Here is a 17,952-nt window from a genome sequence, read left to right on the forward strand (position 1 = left end):
CTAGAACTCAACACACAGACCGTCCGTTTCGGCGAACCCGCCGCAATCTATGGAAGGAAAAACAATGCCCCAGATTCTAGACGGTAACGCAACCGCCGCAGCCATCAAGGAAGAGCTGAAGGAGCGCGTCGAGGCGCTCAAGGCTAAGGGTATTACCCCCGGCCTGGGTACCGTGCTGGTCGGTGACGACCCCGCATCCCGCTCGTACGTGGGCGCTAAGCACCGCGACTGCGCAGAGATCGGTATTAACTCCATCCGTGTGGACCTGCCCGGTGACATCACTCAGGAAGAGCTCGACGCAGAGATCGACAAGCTGAACAACGACCCGGCGTGCACCAGCTACATTGTGCAGCTGCCCCTGCCCAAGCACCTGGACACCAACCGCGTGCTGGAGCGCATCGCCCCCGAGAAGGACGCTGACGGCCTGCACCCGACCAACCTCGGCAAGCTTGTGCTGAACGTTTCTGAGCCGCTGGATTCCCCGCTGCCCTGCACCCCCAACGGTGTCATTGAGCTGGTCAAGCGCCACGGCATCGACTGGAACGGTAAGAACGTTGTGGTGCTCGGCCGCGGCATTACCGTGGGCCGCCCGCTGGGTCTGCTGCTGACCCGCCGCGAGGTGAACGCGACCGCAACCCTGGCGCACACCGGTACCGAGAACCTGGACGAGGTGCTGCGCGAGGCTGACGTCATTGTTGCCGCTGTGGGTGTTCCGCACGTGCTGAAGGCTCACCAGGTCAAGGACGGCGCAATCCTGCTGGACGTTGGTGTTTCCCGTGCTGAGGACCCGGAGACCGGCAAGAAGAGGCTCTTCGGCGATGTCTCTCCGGAGGCTGCGCAGAAGGCGTCCTGGGTTTCCCCGAACCCCGGCGGTGTGGGCCCGATGACCCGCGCGGAGCTGCTGGTGAACGTGGTTGAGACCGCGGAGCGTCAGACGGCGTAAGGCCCGCAGCATTTTAGAGCTGAAATATTTCAGAGCTGATAACTCAAAAAGGGCGGTGCCCCGGTAGAACAATCTACCGGGGCACCGCCCTTCACACTGTCATCACAATCGAAAAGGCAGGTGCTAGAGAATCATCTCGTAGAAGTAGGCATCGGCAAGGTACAGGGTCTCTGCGTACTCTACGGGACTACCTTCTTCGGTGTAGCCGGTCGCGCAGACCTTGAACGCCGCCTCGCCCACGGGCACCTGCTGGTTGAACGCCTCGGCGTCGGCGTCGGTGAAGAGCGCCGCGCTGGTGCGTACGCGGGCGTGCTTAATGGCGTTGGGGGTGTCGGCAAGCTGGTCTAGCGAGCTCATCGCACCGGACATCTCCGCCATCATGGCGTCCAGGATGCTACTTGCGGCGGCCTTGACAAAGTAGGAACGCTCAAAGCCGATGACTTCGTGGTCGGCAAGACGCAGGCGGCGCACGAACAGCACCTGCTCGCCCACCGGCACGGATAGGTGGGTGGAGATCTCTTCGGTGGCGTCCACCCAGCGGGTCGCAATCATGCGGGTGGAGCCCTCAAAACCGCGGCGGCGCATATCGTCAACGAAGGTGTCCACGCGCGGAATGTAGGTGGCGTCGCTACGCTCGGCAACGTAGGTGCCGGAGCCCTGCACGTTGTAGAGCAGGCCGCGTTCAATCAGAACCTTCAGGGCGCTACGAACCGTCTGGCGGCTCACCCCAAAGTTCTGCTGAATCATGCGTTCGGTGGGCAGCTTATCGCCGGGCTTGCCGGGAATAATGTAGCGCTGCTCAATGTAGTGGATGACCTGCTCGTACTTCGGGCCGGGAATCGGGGGTAGCTCGTAGCGGCTCTCAGCGTTGTGAGCGGTACTTTCGGATGCGGTGGTGCCCGCAGAATGTGAGGGGGCACCGTGGTCGGTGGTCTGTGAGGAGTGTGAATTCATCACCCAATAGTTTACCGTTCAGCCAGAGAAAAAACGCGCACGAGTGAAAATTTCTCTTCCCTCAAACTGGCATAATTAAGACTATGCATTTTTCTAACACCCCTGCACCGCGCCCGAGCGGTCTGCTTCGCGTGGCAAGCGTGAATGTGAACGGTATCCGAGCCGCCTACAAGAAGGATATGGCGGCGTGGTTGGCGAGCCGTGACATCGACATTCTCTGCCTGCAGGAGGTGCGCGCACCCGACGCTATCGTGCGTGAGCTGCTGGACGAATCCCAGTGGCATATTCTGCACGCGGAGGCTGCCGCGAAGGGCCGCGCCGGTGTGCTGGTGGCGACCCGCCGCACCCCGAACTCGGCCGGTGAACTCCTGGAGAACCAGCCGGTAGCGACCCGTTCGAATATTGGCGAAGAGTACTTTGACGATTCGGGCCGCTGGGTTGAGGCGGACTACGTTCTGCCCAACGGCAAGACCCTGACCGTGGTCAGCGCCTACGTTCACTCCGGTGAGGTCGGCACCCAGAAGCAGGACGATAAGTACCGCTTCCTGGAGCGCATGCTGGTGCGCATGCCTGAACTGGCAAAGCATTCGGACCACGTGCTTATCGTGGGCGATTTGAACGTAGGCCACACCGAGCTGGACATTAAGAACTGGAAGGCTAACCAGAAGCGTGCCGGCTTCCTGCCGGAGGAACGCGCCTACTTTGACCGCTTCTTCGGTGATATCGGCTACCGCGATGTGGCTCGTGAGCTGGCGGGTCAGGTGCCCGGCCCCTACACCTGGTGGTCTTACCGCGGTAAGGCGTTCGATAATGACGCAGGCTGGCGTATCGACTACCACATGGCGACCCCGGCGCTCGCCGAAAGCGCCGTAGAAGCGGTCGTGGACCGCGCGGCAAGCTACGATGAGCGTTTCAGCGATCACGCGCCGCTCGTGGTTGACTACCGCATCGGTGAGTAAGACGCGGACCCACCTACAGATAAGTTTTTGAAGATGTGCTGCACCGTCCGCAGCACCACACAGGAAGAACTGCACAGGAAATAACTATGGCAGACGAAAAGAAGCAGGATAAGTCCCTCATCCCTAACGCCTCTCAGCAGAAGGCGCGTATCTACTCGGGTGCGCAGCCGTCGGCTGATTCGATGCACCTGGGTAACTATATTGGTGCTGTGAACAACTGGGTGGCGTTGCAGGACGACCCGAATAACGAATGTCTGTTCTTTATCCCGGATATGCACGCCATCACCGTTCCTCAGAACCCCGAGGAGCTGCGTGAGCGTACCCGCCTGACCGCGGCGCAGTATATCGCCTCCGGTATCGACCCGACCCGCACCCCGCTGTTCGTGCAGTCGCACGTGCCCGAGCACGCCCAGCTGGCGTGGGTTCTGAACTGCTTCACCGGCTTCGGTGAGGCGTCCCGTATGACCCAGTTCAAGGATAAGTCCCAGAAGCAGGGCGCCGAGAACGCCTCCGTGGGCCTGTTCACCTACCCGATTCTGATGGCTGCCGACATCCTGCTCTACCAGGTGGACGGCGTGCCCGTGGGCGAAGATCAGCGTCAGCACCTGGAGCTGACCCGTAACCTGGCGCAGCGTTTCAACTCCCGTTTCGGTGAGACCTTCGTGGTGCCCGAGCCGGTGATTCTGAAGGAAACCGCTAAGATTTACGACCTGCAGGACCCGACCTCGAAGATGTCCAAGTCTGCAGCCACCGACAAGGGCCTGATTAAGCTTCTGGACACCCCCAAGGTAACCCAGAAGAAGATTAAGTCCGCCGTGACCGATGACGGCTCCGTCATCGCCTACGACCGCGAGGCTAAGCCCGGCGTCTCCAACCTGCTCTCCATCTACTCGGCAATGACCGGCGAGAGCATCGATGAGATTGTGGCACGCTACGAGGGCAAGATGTACGGCCACCTGAAGGTTGACCTTGCCGATATCGTGGTGGAGCGCCTCACCCCGGTGCGTGAGCGTACCCTCGAGCTGATGGACGACCCCGCCGAGCTGGACCGCCTGCTGGCTGTGGGCGCATCCGCTGCCCGCGAGATCGCTACGGTCACCATTGAGAACGTGTACAAGAAGGTTGGCTTCCTGCCTGCCGCAGCAATCTAGCGCGCTGTTCAGCCAAATCGGCTGAGACGCCGCATTACCTGCACGATTGAGATGACAGCACAAGAGAACTCTTTGAGCCCCACGACGGCTCCTGTATCCCCGACCCTGAAACCCGGTCGCCGCTACCTGAGCGTTATTGCGCACGTGAGCGGTGAGAATGTTCAGCGCCTGGAAGAGTGGAAGCGCGCGGTAGCTGGTGGTGCGGTGGCGCCTATCAGCACCCACGTGACCGTGTACCTGACAGAGCTGAACGAGTCTCTATTGGCTGCGGTGCAGTCCCCGCAGTTCCGCGAGGCGCTGGACACGCCGCGTTTTGAGGCACGCTGGGGTTCGGTACACTCCTTCCGCCCGGTAACCGAGGTGGAGTACCTGAACCTGGAGGCGGGTAAAACCGAGTTCGAGCAGATTCACCAGAAGCTGGTTGAGCTATTCGGTGCCGGCGCGGCATCCTTCCCCTACGTGCCGCACGTGACTCTGGGCCACGGCTTGAGTGAGGAGCAGGTGGCGAACGCCCGCAAGGTGTTTGACGCTCTGCCCGCCGAGCAACGTACCTTCACCGTGGATCACCTGCACTGCTACTCCTACGATGGGCAGAACTGGGAAGAAATTGGGGGTCTGCCGTTGCGTTAGTAGCTGGCGCATAAACCCTGCATGCACAAAGAGAGATGCGACCGATAGGTTATCGGTCGCATCTCTCTTTATGTTTTCGCTAGGTTTGCTTCAGCGTGAGAACCATAGCGGGAGTGGCCCTCGCCAGACTCGCCGGATTAGTGTGCGTCAGCGGAAGCCGAGCCGTGAGCTTCTGCGCCGTGTGCCTCTGCCTCAACCGGTGCAGCGTTCGCAGAAGAAACACCCAGGATCTCGTTCGGGGTCTTCGGAAGCTCCACGCTCATCAGCTCCTTCGGTGCTGCCGGGTTCGACAGGGACACCGCAATGAGCTTCTTGGTCGCCGGATCGGTCACGTAGGCGGTCTTACCGTCCACCCACAGTGCCGGACGCTCGTCCTGCCACGTCTCAGACTCGGTCCACGCCTCCATGAGCTGTACGGAGCCCAGCTCAGTGCCGGTCGCCGGATCGAAGACGCGCAGCTTACCGTCGGTGGTCAGCAGCAGGGCCTCACCCTGGGGGCCGCGACCCAGCGAACGGAAGGTGTAACTCACGCCAGAAGGCAGGGAGTAGACGGTGCGGGTTGCCGCAACGGTGTCGATGATGGAGAACTTCTCGGGGCGCTCCAGTTTAGCGTCCTTATCGGTCTTGTAGTCCGCCAGAACGTACTGGGAATCGGCCTTACCCGCCTGGTTGCCCGAGCGCGAGTACGGGTCCTCGGGGTTGGTGATCTTGGTGAACTTGCCGTCCTTGTAGACCAGCGCGCCGTCGGTGCAACCGATGGTGAATGCACCGTCCTTGGCGATGGCTTCACCGTGAACGCCGGGGCAGGCGGGGCTCTCGGTGACAGTCTTGCCCTGAGCATCCACAACAGCGGCACCGGTGCGGGTCTTGGAGTCGCCGACCGCTACCAGGTACTGGTCGTTGGGCAGCGGGATTGCGAAGCCGTGGTGAGGCTTCGGCAGGGTGACGGTCGTGGTCTCCAGGGAGGAGGCGGTGCGCTTGTCGTGGGTCAGCTTCGCCGGGTCGTACACGGCGAAGGAGCCGGTGCCGTCAGCGAATGCCGCGACCTTGCCGTTGTCCTTGATGACGTGACCGGTGTGGTCAGCCGCCAGAGACAGCGAAGACAGCGACGGGGAAGTGGTGTAGTAGTGCGAGTGGTCGCCGTGCGCTACGGACCATACGCCGGTGTCCAGGAAGGTGTAGCTGTTGCCGTCTGCAACGACGAGGTGGCGGTTATCGCCAGCGTCAGAGAGGCGCAGGAAGCCTTCCTTGGGGATGTCTGCGAGCAGCTTCATGTCCTTGGCGTCGTAAACGAGCACGCCGCCGTCGTAGGTGATGGCAACGCGGCTTGCCGCGCCCTTGCCTTCGGTGATGGATGCGGGGGTAGCGCTCGCGGAGGTGGAGGCGCTGGGGCTGGTCCGTGCGTTCTGGGTGGTCTGGGAGCCGCAGGCGGTCAGTGCGAGGGCGGCTACAGCGCCGAGTGCACCGGCGCGGGTGAGGAAAAACTTACGGGTCATGTGCATGCACCAAGATTAACATGAGAATGGTTCTCTATAGTGGTTGATCCTTGGCTTGTATCAGACTCTGGAAGTGCAACCTACACAGGGCGCATAAGACATTCTGCCCCTGCTCAGCCGCATGGAGTATCCTTCCGCGTCCCACTAGGCAAAAGCCTTGAAACCGCCCGCAAAATGAGCCATTAGGGCAAAAGAAAACCGGCTCCCTTCCGAAAAGAAGAGAACCGGTTTTGAAAGAGGTGTCTTTTGCTCGAGTAGGGGTCATTGCCCACTCAGGGTTAAAAATTTAGAGGAGGTTGTTCAGGCCTCGCGCCTTAATCTCGCCCACGGCATCCTTGACAGCCTGTGCCTTGGAACGCGGGGCGACCAGCAGAGCATCGGGGGTGTCAACCACAACGATATCGTCCAAGCCAATCACGGAGATCTTACGCTCGGTGTTCGCGACAATAATGCCGGAGCAACCGTGGTTAATGACGTTGTCCTTTTCGCCGAGGATGGTCAGCTCTTCGCCGCTCTTCTCGGTGTTCAGGCGAGCCACAGCGTCGAAGTCTCCAACGTCGTCCCAGCTGAAGGAGCCGGGAACCATGGCGACGTCACCCGCTACCGCTGCGGGCTCAGCCACAGCGTAGTCGATCGCGGTCTTCGGCAGGGTCTCCCACACGCGGTCCATAACAGCCTCACGCTCGGGGGTGTCCCAAGCGTTAGCGATCTCCATAATGCCCGCGTACAGCTCGGGCTCGTTTGCCTCGAGGTGCTTGAGCATCAGGGCTGCCGGTGCCACGAACATGCCTGCGTTCCAGGTGTACTCACCGGAATCCAGGTACTTCTGTGCGGTAGTGGTGTCCGGCTTTTCCACGAAGGTGTCCACGGCGTGAGCATTGGGAGCGCCTTCGATGCCCAGGGACTCGCTGGCATGAATGTAGCCAAACGCGCTGGAGGGCTCGGTGGGGGTAATGCCAATGGTGACAATCTTGTTGGTTGCCGCGGTGATGACAGCTTCGGTCACCACGCGGTGGAACTCGTCCACCGGGCTGATGACGTGGTCAGCTGCGAAGGAGCCGATGATGGCGTCCGGTTCGCGGCGGTGGATGATAGCGCAAGCCAGGCCGATAGCTGCAGCCGAATCCTTGGGGGAGGGCTCCAGTACCAGGTCAGCGGCACGCAGTTCAGGAATCTGCTGGGTAACCGCATTGGCGTGCGAAGTGCCGGTAACTACCATGACGGAACCGTTGCTGAGATCGATGAGACGGTCGTAGGTGTCACGCAACAGGGAATTGCCCGACGAGGTAAGGTCGAGCAGGAATTTCGGGGCATGCGCGCGGGACAGGGGCCACAAACGCGAGCCAACACCGCCGGCGGGAATAAGCGGGCGGAATCGAGTGAGTGCAGTATTCATCGCTTCAAGAATAGCGGGTGAATTTGTCATATATCGAATTCTTTTAGGTTTTAACAAAAAAGTGTCAGGCGGCTCTCATTTAGGTGATGTTTGAGGTTAGGTTAAGGTAAGTTCCGTACAAACACAGGGGATTAGGGGATATCGTAAAGAAAATGTGCCCTAATTTGATTTTAGAACCTGTAAAAAAACCCTAAACAGGGTGTCAGTAAGCTGTGAATTTACCTGATATCTTGGAAGTAACAGACGAACAAAAGCAGTCGGTGAGCACACAGCTGTGCCTGGAAGCTGGGGCCTAAAAATGCGGTACCAGAACCCAGACGCTCGCCGTCGCAGCAGGAGGTTATTCAGTGTTGAATGGTTCTAAAGGAACCCTCTACCGCGGCCGCTGGGGCATGTGGTCCTGGGTTGCTCATCGCATTACCGGTATCGCGATTTTCTTCTTCCTTCTTGTACACATCCTAGATACTGCCGTCGTGCGTATCTCCCCGGAGGCCTACAACGGTGTACTGAGCCTGTACAAGAACCCCATCATGGGCCTGGGCGAGACCGCGCTTGTCGCCGCCATCGTCTACCACGCGTTCAACGGTATTCGTATTATCCTTATTGACTTCTGGGGTAAGGCAACCAACTCGCACGTGGAGCACATCCAGGCGAAGAACAAGGACGGCAACGTCGAAATCAGCCAGAAGGCAACCTACATGCACATCAAGATTCTCTGGGTTGTGCTTTTCCTCTGGGCAATCACCGTTGCTGGCTTTGCCGCACGTCACCTGCCGATCGTTTTCTCGCACATGGGAGGTCACTAAACTATGGCTACTCCGCTTAAGCCCCGCACCTATGTACCCCGTCTGCGTGACAACCGCATCGACGGTGTGAAGTACAACCGCTCCTCCTCCAAGCGCAACAACTTTGAGATGTTCGCTTGGCTGGGTATGCGCCTGTCCGGCGTCGTACTCGTCGTGCTGATTTTCGGTCACCTGTTCTCCAACCTCATGGTCGGTGACGGTATCCACGCCATCGACTTCGGCTTCGTGGGCGGCAAGTGGGCTAACCCCTTCTGGCAGGTCTGGGATCTGCTGTTGCTCTGGCTGGCTATGCTGCACGGTGCTAACGGCATCCGCGTCATCATCGATGACTACGCTGAGAAGGACCGCCTGCGCGTTTGGCTGAAGGTCATTCTCTTCGCAGCATGCGCATTCGTCCTGCTGGTTGGTACCCTCACCATCTTCGCGTTCGACCCCTGCCCCTCCGGCGCAGCGGCTGAACTGCTCCCCAGCTTCTGCTCGGCACGCTAACGGCGACGTATCCGAGACAAACGAAAACATCTAAAACACAGAAAGAACATCATGCAGGTACATAAGTACGATGTAGTGATCGTCGGTGCCGGTGGCGCAGGTATGCGTGCCGCCATTGAGGCCGGTCAGCGAGTTCGCACCGCGGTACTGACCAAGCTATACCCCACCCGCTCCCACACCGGTGCGGCACAGGGTGGCATGTGCGCCGCTCTGGCAAACGTTGAAGAGGACAACTGGGAGTGGCACACCTTTGACACCGTCAAGGGTGGCGACTACCTGGTCGACCAGGACGCAGCAGAAATCATGGCTAAGGAAGCTATTGACGCTGTGCTCGACCTGGAAAAGATGGGTCTTCCCTTCAACCGAACCCCCGAAGGCCGCATTGACCAGCGCCGCTTCGGCGGTCACACCCGTGACCACGGTAAGGCTGCTGTGCGCCGCGCATGCTACGCAGCTGACCGTACCGGTCACATGATTCTGCAGACCCTCTACCAGAACTGCGTTCGTCACAATGTGGAGTTCTACAACGAGTTCTACGTTCTCGACCTGATCCTGGTCAAGGACGAAGAGGGCAAGCCCCGCCCCGCCGGCGTTGTCTCTTACGACCTGGCAACCGGCGAGGTCCACGTCTTCCAGGCTAAGTCCGTGATCTTCGCATCCGGCGGCTGTGGCAAGATCTTCAAGACCACCTCCAACGCACACACCCTCACCGGTGACGGCATGGCTATCGCACTGCGTGCAGGTCTGCCCCTGGAGGACATGGAATTCGTTCAGTTCCACCCGACCGGCCTGGCTGGCCTGGGCATTCTCGTTACCGAGGGTGCTCGTGGTGAAGGCGGTATTCTCCGTAACGCTGACGGTGAGCGCTTCATGGAGCGCTACGCACCGACCATTAAGGACCTCGCACCCCGCGATATCGTGGCACGTGCAATGGCAAACGAGGTGCGTGAAGGCCGCGGTTGCGGTCCCCACAAGGACTACGTGTTGCTGGACCTGACCCACCTGGAGCCCTCCCACATCGACGAGAAGCTGCCCGATATTACCGAGTTCGCTCGTACCTACCTGGCAGTGGAACCGCACCACCAGCCCATCCCGGTGTTCCCCACCGCGCACTACGCAATGGGCGGTATCCCCACCAACAACGAGACCGAGGTCTACCGCAACAGCGAAGAGACCATCCCCGGTCTCTACGCAGCGGGCGAGGTTGCTTGCGTGTCCGTCCACGGTGCAAACCGTCTGGGCACCAACTCCCTGCTGGACATCAACGTGTTCGGTAAGCGTGCAGGCCGCAAGGCTGCAGAGTACGCAGCATCCGCTGAGTTCGTGCCGGTTCCGGACGATGCAGCAGATCGCGTTCTGAACATGCTCAACGGCATCCTCGAAGGCAAGGGCACCGAGAAGGTCGGCGCTATCCGCGCAGACCTGCAGAAGGCTATGGAAGCTGACATGCAGGTGTTCCGTACCGACGAGACCATCCGCGCAGCACTGGCAACCATTGCCGAGCTGGAAGAGCGCTACAAGAACATTGCCATCCAGGACAAGGGCAAGCGCTTCAACCTCGACCTGCTCGAGGCTGTTGAGCTCGGCTTCCTGATTGAGCTGGCAAAGGTCATGTCCGTTGGCGCGCTGCACCGTAAGGAATCCCGCGGCGGTCACTACCGCGAGGACTTCCCCAAGCGTGACGACGTTAACTTCATGAAGCACTCGATGGTCTACCTCGACCCCGAATCCGAGTTTGAGGGTGTTAAGGGCCTGCGATTCGACACCAAGCCCGTTGTCTACACCCGTTACGAGCCGAAGGAGCGTAAGTACTAAAATGGCTGAAAACGAACTCCCCGAACCGGAATCCGTCAAGCTGTTTGAGGGTATGACCGGCGGCGACTCCGACTCCATCCCCACCTACGATGTGGTCATCAAGATTCGTCGCTACAACCCGGAAGTTTCCTCCGAGGCATACTGGGATGAATTCCCGCTGACCATGTACCGCACCGACCGCGTGCTGGATGCTCTGCACAAGATTAAGTGGGAAGTAGACGGCTCCGTCTCCTTCCGCCGCTCCTGTGCACACGGCATCTGCGGTTCGGACGCGATGCGCATCAACGGCCGTAACCGCCTGGCTTGCAAGACCCTGCTGAAGGACCTTGACCTGTCCAAGCCGATTACCGTTGAGCCCATCAAGGGTCTGCCCTGCGAGAAGGACCTCATCGTTGACATGGAGCCCTTCTTCCAGGCATACCGCGAAATCATGCCGTTCTTCATCAACGACTCGAACGAGCCTGAGCGTGAGCGCCTGCAGACCATTGAGGACCGTGCACGTTTCGATGACACCACCAAGTGCATCCTCTGTGCAGCATGTACCTCGTCCTGCCCGGTCTTCTGGACCGACGGTCAGTACTTCGGCCCCTCCGCTATCGTGAACGCACACCGCTTCATCTTCGACTCGCGCGATGATGCAGGCGACCTGCGTCTGGAGATCCTCAACGACAAGGAAGGCGTATGGCGTTGCCGTACCACCTTCAACTGCACCGAGGCTTGCCCCCGTGGCATCCAGATCACCAAGGCTATTGCCGAGGTGAAGCAGGCAATCCTGAGCCGCTCGCTCTAATCTGAGTACGCGGTATCAGCTGATACAGCATTGACGATTCAAGCCGTCACCCACACCGGGTGGCGGCTTGAATTGTTTGACAGAAAAAGTCTGATGGAAATGATGGCACAGAGCATTTTCAGGGGCTTCGGCGTGCACAAAAACTCTTCACAATCTGTCATAAAGTCATAGATATTCTCGAGGGCTGTCAGAAAGGGGGAGCGGGTAGGTAAACCCCGGCGGGCGGCGTTATTCTACTGTGTATGGTTTTCGCTAATTCTCGCTACGATTTGTCCACCCCTGTCTTCGACGACTGGGTGGAGCGCATGATGGGTACCCTCGTGCAGTTCCGCCGCGAAGTGCACGCCAACCCGGAGCTTTCCTTCCGTGAAGTGGCGACCACTGAGCGCCTCATGAATCGACTGCGAGAAGCCGGCATGAATCCTGTTGCTTGCGAAGGCACCGGCTGCTACGTCGATATCGGAAGCGGTCCCTTCGCCGTGGCTCTGCGTGCCGATATTGATGCTCTGCCCATTGTTGAGCAGACCGACCTGCCCTATGCCTCCACCGTGCCCGGCGTGATGCACGCCTGCGGCCACGATATTCACCAGACCGTCATGCTCGGTGTGGCGCTGGCACTGCACGAGCTGAACGAGAAGACCCCGCTGGGCCGTAGCGTCCGCATTCTTTTCCAGCCCGCTGAGGAGCAGCTGCCCGGCGGTGCGGTGCAGATGATTTCGCAGGGTCTACTCAAGGATATTCCGCGTGCTTTCGCTCTGCACTGTGACCCGAAGGTGGACTTGGGCCAGATCGGTACCCGCATCGGTGCGATTACCAGCGCCTCGGATACCGTGAAAATTCATCTGAGCGGTCACGGCGGCCACACTTCTCGCCCGCACCTGACCGAAGACCTCATCTACGCCATGAGCCAGATTGCTGTGCAGGTTCCCGCCGTGCTGACCCGCCGCACTGACGTACGTTCGGGCGTGCTGGTCGCCTGGGGACAGGTCAGTGCCGGTGTTGCTCCCAACGCTATCCCCGCCGAGGGCTACCTGGCGGGCACCATGCGTTGCCTGGACGTTGAGGTGTGGCGTCAGGCAGGCAACCTGCTGGACGAAGTGATCGAGCAGGTCGCTGTACCCTTCGGCGTGAAGGCGCGGGTGGAGCACATCCGCGGCGTACCCCCGGTCGTGAACACCGATCTGGAAACCACCATGCTCGAGAACGCAGCCCGCGCCGAGCTGGGCGAGGACTCCATCGTGCTGGTCGAGCAGTCCATGGGTGGCGAAGACTTCGCGTGGATGCTGCAGGAAGTTCCCGGTTCCATGTTCCGCCTGGGTACCCGTGCCCCCGGCGACCCCACCTATGATCTGCATCAGGGCGATTACGCCCCGAGCGAGCAGGCAATCGGCATTGGTGTGCGCGTCATGGCGGCAACCGCCCTGCGCGCCGTCCGCTTTGAACTGGCGAAGGCTGCGAAGGCTGCGAACCCCATCCGCGATGAGGCGCGCTAAAGAGCCACTCGAAAGCTTATGAGTCAGGTGTAAAGACGCGACTATTTCGCCACATCAAGCCTTGAAAGCTGTACAAGTTTCACCTCGTCACCTCTCACCGAGTGACGGGGTGAAACTCTATGCACGCGATAGAATTAAAGGGATTATGAGGACATTTGCGTTATGTTCCCGACCCCGTGCCCACACACCCTCGGGGGATGAAGGAAATGGCGCATCATCACACGGCGCACGCCGGAGGAGGACACCCAATGAGCTTCTTTGGAATCGGCAAGAAGAAGTTGGATGAACAATCGCGCGAAGAACAGAGCGCCGAAACTGCCAAGGCTCAGAAAGAACAGGCAAACGAAGACGCTCCCAAGAGCGCACGACTGAGCGAAAAGATTATGGAACAGCAGCAGTGGGAGGACTCCCTGCGCCGCTTCGTGAAGTCTGAGAGCGCACGCCACCAGAACCAGGACGAAGAGCAGAGTGAAGAGTACCGTGCTGTTGAGGATCTCAAGCGTGCCCTCCTGCGCGGTGACGAACAGGTTGAAGAGAATCCCTCTGCTGAGGAACTGACTGAAGAGCAGGTTGAGGAGCAGGAGCGCCGTAGCCTGTTGGCGGCGCTTGGTGCTTTCCCCCAGGAATCTGAGGAACCTGTTGAGGTTGAGCAGGTCGCTAAGATCCAGGACATTGAAGAAGATGCTGCTCCGGTTGCTGAAGCACCCGAGCCGGCTACCCCTGCGTTCCTGCGTGATGATGAAGAGGTTACCTCTGAGGCTGAGGAAGCGTCGGTTGATGCTGAGGAGCCGAAGGATGCTGCGGAGGATGCGCGATCCCAGTTTGAGAAGCACCTGCGTGCTGTGCGTGCTGAGAACACCGAAGATGAAGCCGATGAAGAACCTGAGGTGACTGCACCCGCAGCTGTAGAGGCAACTGAGGAAAAGTCGGAGAACACTCATTCTGTATCTGAGGCTTCTTCCGCTGGCGCTGCGGAAACCCTGACTGTTGAAGACATGAAGGCAGCTCGTACCCGCGCCGCCGTCACCGAGGCACAGAACGCTGGTCTGGATGATTTGGCGGCAGCCTACGCGGCACGCCTGGGCATCACCCTCGATAGCGAAGAAGAGACCTTTAGCGAGGTTGCTTCCGACGAGGTGACCGCTGAGGAAACTACTACTGAGGTAGTTGCTGAGGATGCAGACTCTGCTGAATCCGCTGAGATTACTGAACCCGTCGAAGAGGCTGAAGAAGAACAGATTGAGGCTGTCGTTGAGGCACCCGAACTGTTGGCGGCTGAAATCGCTGACGAGGAGAATGCGGTTTCTGACGAGACTGAGCTGATGTCTGCTGTATCCGTTGAGGAGGAACGTGAAGTATCCGCCTCTGAATCGTTCGAGGCTGAGAGCCTTGACGCTGAAGAAGAGAACACCGCTGAGCTAATTTTTGATGCTTCCGCTGTTGAAGAAAGCGCAGCGGAAGAACCCGCTGTGGAAGAGACCGAAAAGGTAACCTCCGAGCCGGTAGCATCCGGAACCAAGGTTGAGGACTCTGCATCTGAGGAATCTGAAGACACCGACTCTGCGGACGACGAGCCCGCCAAGAGTACCTCTGCAGCTCCTGGTGTCGCGCTTGCCGCCGCTGTTGCGGCACCCGCCGCTGCGGTTGCTGCTTCGACTGCCTTCAAGAGCGAAAACGCGGATGAGAAGGCAGAGAAGGGCAACTCCCAGGGCGTCGCATTGACTGCAGAGGGCATCGACAAGAAGGAAGCCGAGAAGCACGAGGCTACCTCGGCTACCGGTGAAGAATCCGCTGAGGAACCCGCCACTGAGCTGAAGGAAACTGAGCAGAAGCTCAGCGAAGACGAAGCTGAACTGGTTGCCGAATCCATCATCCTGAGCGAGCCCGTTGAGGGCGCGGCAACCCTGCCCGCTCTTACGGAGCAGCGTGCCCTCTACGGCCTCGCGGAGCTCATGCGTACCCGCGGTTCGGGCACCATGAGCCTGGAACTGCGCCAAGTTGATGAGGACATGCATTACCGTCTGCTGCACCGCGGTCGCGAGGTCGAAACCGGCATTGTTGTGCCCGGCATTGACTGGTTCGCACCCGTGGCGGCACTGTACACCGAGGCTCAGCAGGCCGGCGCAACCTGGAACCGCGCGGCGGTCTCCCTGAACCCGCGTCTAGGTGACGGCCTGGAGGTTCACGCATCCTACCTGGGTATGGCGGACGGCCAGACCACCCGTGAGAGCTTCCTGCTGGAGGGCACCGCTGTCGAGGCTAAGCCCGTTGCGACTGCTGAGGCCGCTGAGGCTACCGTTCAGAGCGTTGACTCGGTTGAGGCTGAACGTGAGGCTATTGAGCGTGAGCTGGAGGCTGAGCTTGCTCAGAAGCAGGTAGCTAACGAGGTTGAGGCCGCTGTCGAATCTGCTGAAGAGCCCGTTGCTGAAACTGCTGAAGAGCCTGCCTCTTCGGGCCTGGCGGCTGCTGCAGGTCTTGCCGCTGCCGGTACTGCTGTGGCTGGTTCTGCCGCTTCTGCGCAGGAGAAGGACGAGGCAGAGGAGGCCGTTGAAGCTTCCGACGAGCCTGCCCAGCCTGACCAGACTGAGTTTGCGCCGGTTGAGGCTGAGTTCGAGCACGATTACGAGAATGACCCTGTCTTCGGTGCGGCTACCGTAGAACCCGAAACTGAGCAGGCTGAAGAGTCCGCCGCTGAGGCAACCGAGGTATCCGCCGAGGACTCTGATGAGCCCGGCGAAGATATGGAAGCCGCCCTGGCTGCCATCGTTGCCAACGCTCAGAAGAAGCTGGACGCTGAGGAAACAGCAGCCCCCGCAGTTGCTGAGGAAGCACCCGCTGAGGAAGTTTCGGCTGTCGAGGAGCAGAAGGCTGCCGCCCCCGTGGTTGCAGAGTCCTTCACCCTGGATCGCACCCAGCCCGTTGAAGAGGCTGTAGAAGAACCGGTCGCAGAGAGCGCCGAAGAACCTGCCCTGCCGGCGTTCTTGGATGACGCTGAACTGCTACCCGAGAAGGAAACCTCCGCCGCTTCCGCTGAAGCGCCCGCCGAGGAACCTGCCCTCGTAGACGTTGAGCCCGTCTCCGAGAGCGCATCTGTGGCTCCCGGCCTGGCTGGTGCTCTTGCCGCAGCTGCCGCAGTGGGCACCGCCGGTGCCGTTGCAAAGGCTACCGAGGCAAAGGCATCTGAGGCGAATGCTACCGAGGTAAAGGCTCCTGTCGCTCAGGAAGAGTCCGCTGAGAAGGTCGCTGAGCTCAAGACCGTTGAGGTGACCCCCGCGGCTAAGAACGCTGAGGCTCCCGCAGCGGTTGCTCCCGCCTCCGAGGCTGCCGCTCAGACTGCACCGGTAGCAGAGGCAGCACCCGCTGTGGCTACCACCCCGGTTGCCCTGCCGGAGAGCACCCCGGCAGGTATCTCCTCTAGCATCTCGGCATCCGCGCTGAGCGAGCTCAACCAGCTGCCCACCATCGTGGCTGAGCCGGACACCCCCTCCGCCGCGGTGCAGAGCCCGCTGATTCCCTCGGAGACTCAGCTGGCAACCGGTAACCTGGTTCTGACCGAGGCACAGGTCGCTCAGCGTCTGGCGCCGGTCGTCGAGCACCTTTTCGGCGAGAACGGCACCGCAAAGGACGCCACCACGGTGCTGATTCGTGTACGCGCCCTCGGCTCCTACTACGACGCCCTGACCCACGTGCGCCGCAACGGCTTCTGGGAACAGGTCCGTACCTTCGAACTGATTCCCGAAACCCTGCTGGACATTCCGGCGCTGAAGACCGACTCGTACAGCGAGGGCGAAGGCTCGCCGCTGGCTATGAGCCTGACCTTCACCCCGGGCGTGCCGGTTCAGGCGGCATTCGATTATGCGAATGAGCAGGCGTTTGTCACCTACCCGCGTCCGCTGGATGCTGAGCGTTACGTTGAGGAGCTGCGCATGTTCCCGCGTCTGGGTTCGAAGATCCCGGCTCATATGACGAGCGCGCTTTCGCACTGGAACCTCTAAACCCTTGTAAAGTGCGCCGCGCCGGCTCCCCATGTGGGGGTCGGCGCGGCGTGCTATGTTTGTCATTTTTTCGATGAGGAAGATTGTTATGACTGATACCCCTAACACTCCTGAGACTTCTGCGGCACAGAATGTTCAGGACACTGCCGCCCGTGCGGCTGAGGCCTTCGGCACCCTGGTGGAGACCATGGCGTTGCTACGCGCACCGGGTGGTTGCCCGTGGGATGCTGAGCAGACTCACGCCTCCCTCATCCGCTACCTAGTGGAGGAAGCCTACGAGGTTGTCGAAGCTGTAGAAACCGGCGGCGAGCCGAATATGCCGCTGCTGCGTGAGGAGCTGGGCGACGTGCTGCTGCAGGTGGTGTTCCATTCCGATATTGCTGCGGCAAACCCGCAGGGCTTCGATATTGTGCAGGTGGTTGAGGGCCTGGTGCAGAAGCTTCGTTCGCGCCACCCGGACGTGTTCGCGGCTGAGTCTGAGGGCTCTTCGGAGGCGCCCCGCACCGCAGCTGAGCAGCAGGCGGCGTGGGATGCGTTGAAGAAGAAGGAGAAGAGCGACCGTGGCGCGCTGGACGGTATTCCGCCGCATCTACCGGCGCTCGCTATGGCTGAGAAGACTGCTGTGAAGGCACGTAAGGCGGGTATTATTCTGCCGCCGGAGCCTACGAGCATGGAGGACGATCTGCGCTATATGCACAATGAAGAGGATTTCGGTGAGCTGCTCTTTGCGTTGGTGAGCCGCGCACAGCGTAATGGTTTGGACGCTGAGCGTGCCCTGCGTTCGTACACTCGCCGCTATATTGCTCAGCATACGCATGATGAGCCGAGCTATTAGACACGCTGGTTGAGTTCTTCTGTGAGGCGCTTTGGAACCTGTTCTCTGAGGGAATACGAGGTTTCAAAGCGCCTTCTGTTTGTTTGGGTTCGTGTTGGATAGCCGTGAGGATGCTCGTGGCACATGCCCCGGCATTTGGGCTCATGTTGTGCTTTGGCCGAGTACCCACACCCTCCCAATGTGGGGGAGTGTGGGTCTTG

At 60.1% G+C, this 17,952-nt stretch carries 14 protein-coding genes; 11 read left to right on the forward strand and 3 right to left on the reverse strand.

The annotated features are described in order from the left end of the window. Positions 1-64 precede the first annotated feature (64 nt). Entirely contained in the window at positions 65-943 is an 879-nt protein-coding gene (locus HMPREF2712_RS00840) for a bifunctional methylenetetrahydrofolate dehydrogenase/methenyltetrahydrofolate cyclohydrolase (protein ID WP_070614708.1), read from the forward strand. A gap of 123 nt (positions 944-1,066) precedes the next feature. Here the strand turns inward: HMPREF2712_RS00840 and HMPREF2712_RS00845 are convergent, their stop codons facing one another. Next, entirely contained in the window at positions 1,067-1,900 is an 834-nt protein-coding gene (locus tag HMPREF2712_RS00845) for a GntR family transcriptional regulator (RefSeq protein ID WP_049327895.1), read from the reverse strand. 80 nt (positions 1,901-1,980) lie between these two features. On the opposite strand from HMPREF2712_RS00845, the gene HMPREF2712_RS00850 reads away from it, so the two are divergent. From HMPREF2712_RS00850 to HMPREF2712_RS00860, 3 genes are all read left to right on the forward strand, one after another. After that, positions 1,981-2,856, forward strand: coding sequence for an exodeoxyribonuclease III (locus tag HMPREF2712_RS00850; protein WP_005508971.1), 876 nt, complete (start codon positions 1,981-1,983; stop codon positions 2,854-2,856). Between the two features lie 86 nt (positions 2,857-2,942). Next, positions 2,943-4,007 (forward strand): tryptophan--tRNA ligase, encoded by a 1,065-nt coding sequence (gene trpS / locus HMPREF2712_RS00855; protein ID WP_070614704.1) that lies wholly within the window; start codon positions 2,943-2,945, stop codon positions 4,005-4,007. Between the two features lie 72 nt (positions 4,008-4,079). After that, the gene (locus HMPREF2712_RS00860; protein ID WP_246827897.1) at positions 4,080-4,637 is read left to right on the forward strand and encodes a 2'-5' RNA ligase family protein; all 558 of its coding nucleotides are present in this window, start codon (positions 4,080-4,082) and stop codon (positions 4,635-4,637) included. 137 nt (positions 4,638-4,774) lie between these two features. Here HMPREF2712_RS00860 and HMPREF2712_RS00865 read toward each other — a convergent pair whose 3' ends face one another. Both HMPREF2712_RS00865 and HMPREF2712_RS00870 read right to left on the reverse strand, forming a co-directional pair. Next, the gene (locus tag HMPREF2712_RS00865) at positions 4,775-6,139 is read right to left on the reverse strand and encodes a hypothetical protein (RefSeq protein ID WP_070819019.1); all 1,365 of its coding nucleotides are present in this window, start codon (positions 6,137-6,139) and stop codon (positions 4,775-4,777) included. A gap of 280 nt (positions 6,140-6,419) precedes the next feature. Further along, positions 6,420-7,529 carry a mannose-1-phosphate guanylyltransferase gene (locus tag HMPREF2712_RS00870; protein WP_070819115.1) on the reverse strand — a complete coding sequence of 370 codons (1,110 nt, stop codon included), beginning with the start codon at positions 7,527-7,529 and terminating at the stop codon, positions 6,420-6,422. A 347-nt stretch (positions 7,530-7,876) separates the two neighbouring features. Here HMPREF2712_RS00870 and sdhC point away from each other — a divergent pair, with 347 nt between their 5' ends. The 7 genes from sdhC (at position 7,877) to HMPREF2712_RS00905 (ending at position 17,752) form a co-directional block, all read left to right on the forward strand. Continuing rightward, positions 7,877-8,335, forward strand: a complete 459-nt coding sequence (gene sdhC / locus HMPREF2712_RS00875; RefSeq protein ID WP_005508964.1) for a succinate dehydrogenase, cytochrome b556 subunit — start codon at positions 7,877-7,879, stop codon at positions 8,333-8,335. 3 nt (positions 8,336-8,338) lie between these two features. After that, positions 8,339-8,824 (forward strand): succinate dehydrogenase hydrophobic membrane anchor subunit, encoded by a 486-nt coding sequence (locus HMPREF2712_RS00880; protein WP_005506820.1) that lies wholly within the window; start codon positions 8,339-8,341, stop codon positions 8,822-8,824. A 51-nt stretch (positions 8,825-8,875) separates the two neighbouring features. Next, entirely contained in the window at positions 8,876-10,639 is a 1,764-nt protein-coding gene (gene sdhA / locus HMPREF2712_RS00885; protein WP_070614699.1) for a succinate dehydrogenase flavoprotein subunit, read from the forward strand. A gap of 1 nt (position 10,640) precedes the next feature. Next, entirely contained in the window at positions 10,641-11,429 is a 789-nt protein-coding gene (locus HMPREF2712_RS00890) for a succinate dehydrogenase iron-sulfur subunit (RefSeq protein ID WP_005506828.1), read from the forward strand. Between the two features lie 242 nt (positions 11,430-11,671). Further along, positions 11,672-12,922, forward strand: coding sequence for an amidohydrolase (locus tag HMPREF2712_RS00895; protein ID WP_049346821.1), 1,251 nt, complete (start codon positions 11,672-11,674; stop codon positions 12,920-12,922). Positions 12,923-13,170: 248 nt separating this feature from the next. Then, positions 13,171-16,917, forward strand: a complete 3,747-nt coding sequence (locus HMPREF2712_RS00900) for an ornithinee aminotransferase (RefSeq protein ID WP_070819020.1) — start codon at positions 13,171-13,173, stop codon at positions 16,915-16,917. Positions 16,918-17,005: 88 nt separating this feature from the next. Continuing rightward, on the forward strand, positions 17,006-17,752 hold the full coding sequence (locus tag HMPREF2712_RS00905; RefSeq protein ID WP_070819021.1) for a nucleoside triphosphate pyrophosphohydrolase: 747 nt from the start codon (positions 17,006-17,008) through the stop codon (positions 17,750-17,752). Positions 17,753-17,952 lie beyond the last annotated feature (200 nt).

Source organism: Rothia sp. HMSC064F07 (assembly GCF_001837265.1).
Lineage (GTDB): Bacteria > Actinomycetota > Actinomycetes > Actinomycetales > Micrococcaceae > Rothia > Rothia mucilaginosa.

Coding starts and splice junctions, on each gene's coding strand:
- HMPREF2712_RS00840 (WP_070614708.1), top strand. CDS start 65: ATGCCCCAGATTCTAGACGGTAACGCAACCGCCGCAGCCATCAAGGAA.
- HMPREF2712_RS00850 (WP_005508971.1), top strand. CDS start 1,981: ATGCATTTTTCTAACACCCCTGCACCGCGCCCGAGCGGTCTGCTTCGC.
- trpS (WP_070614704.1), top strand. CDS start 2,943: ATGGCAGACGAAAAGAAGCAGGATAAGTCCCTCATCCCTAACGCCTCT.
- HMPREF2712_RS00865 (WP_070819019.1), bottom strand. CDS start 6,139: ATGCACATGACCCGTAAGTTTTTCCTCACCCGCGCCGGTGCACTCGGC.
- HMPREF2712_RS00870 (WP_070819115.1), bottom strand. CDS start 7,529: ATGAATACTGCACTCACTCGATTCCGCCCGCTTATTCCCGCCGGCGGT.
- HMPREF2712_RS00880 (WP_005506820.1), top strand. CDS start 8,339: ATGGCTACTCCGCTTAAGCCCCGCACCTATGTACCCCGTCTGCGTGAC.
- sdhA (WP_070614699.1), top strand. CDS start 8,876: ATGCAGGTACATAAGTACGATGTAGTGATCGTCGGTGCCGGTGGCGCA.
- HMPREF2712_RS00890 (WP_005506828.1), top strand. CDS start 10,641: ATGGCTGAAAACGAACTCCCCGAACCGGAATCCGTCAAGCTGTTTGAG.
- HMPREF2712_RS00895 (WP_049346821.1), top strand. CDS start 11,672: ATGGTTTTCGCTAATTCTCGCTACGATTTGTCCACCCCTGTCTTCGAC.
- HMPREF2712_RS00900 (WP_070819020.1), top strand. CDS start 13,171: ATGAGCTTCTTTGGAATCGGCAAGAAGAAGTTGGATGAACAATCGCGC.
- HMPREF2712_RS00905 (WP_070819021.1), top strand. CDS start 17,006: ATGACTGATACCCCTAACACTCCTGAGACTTCTGCGGCACAGAATGTT.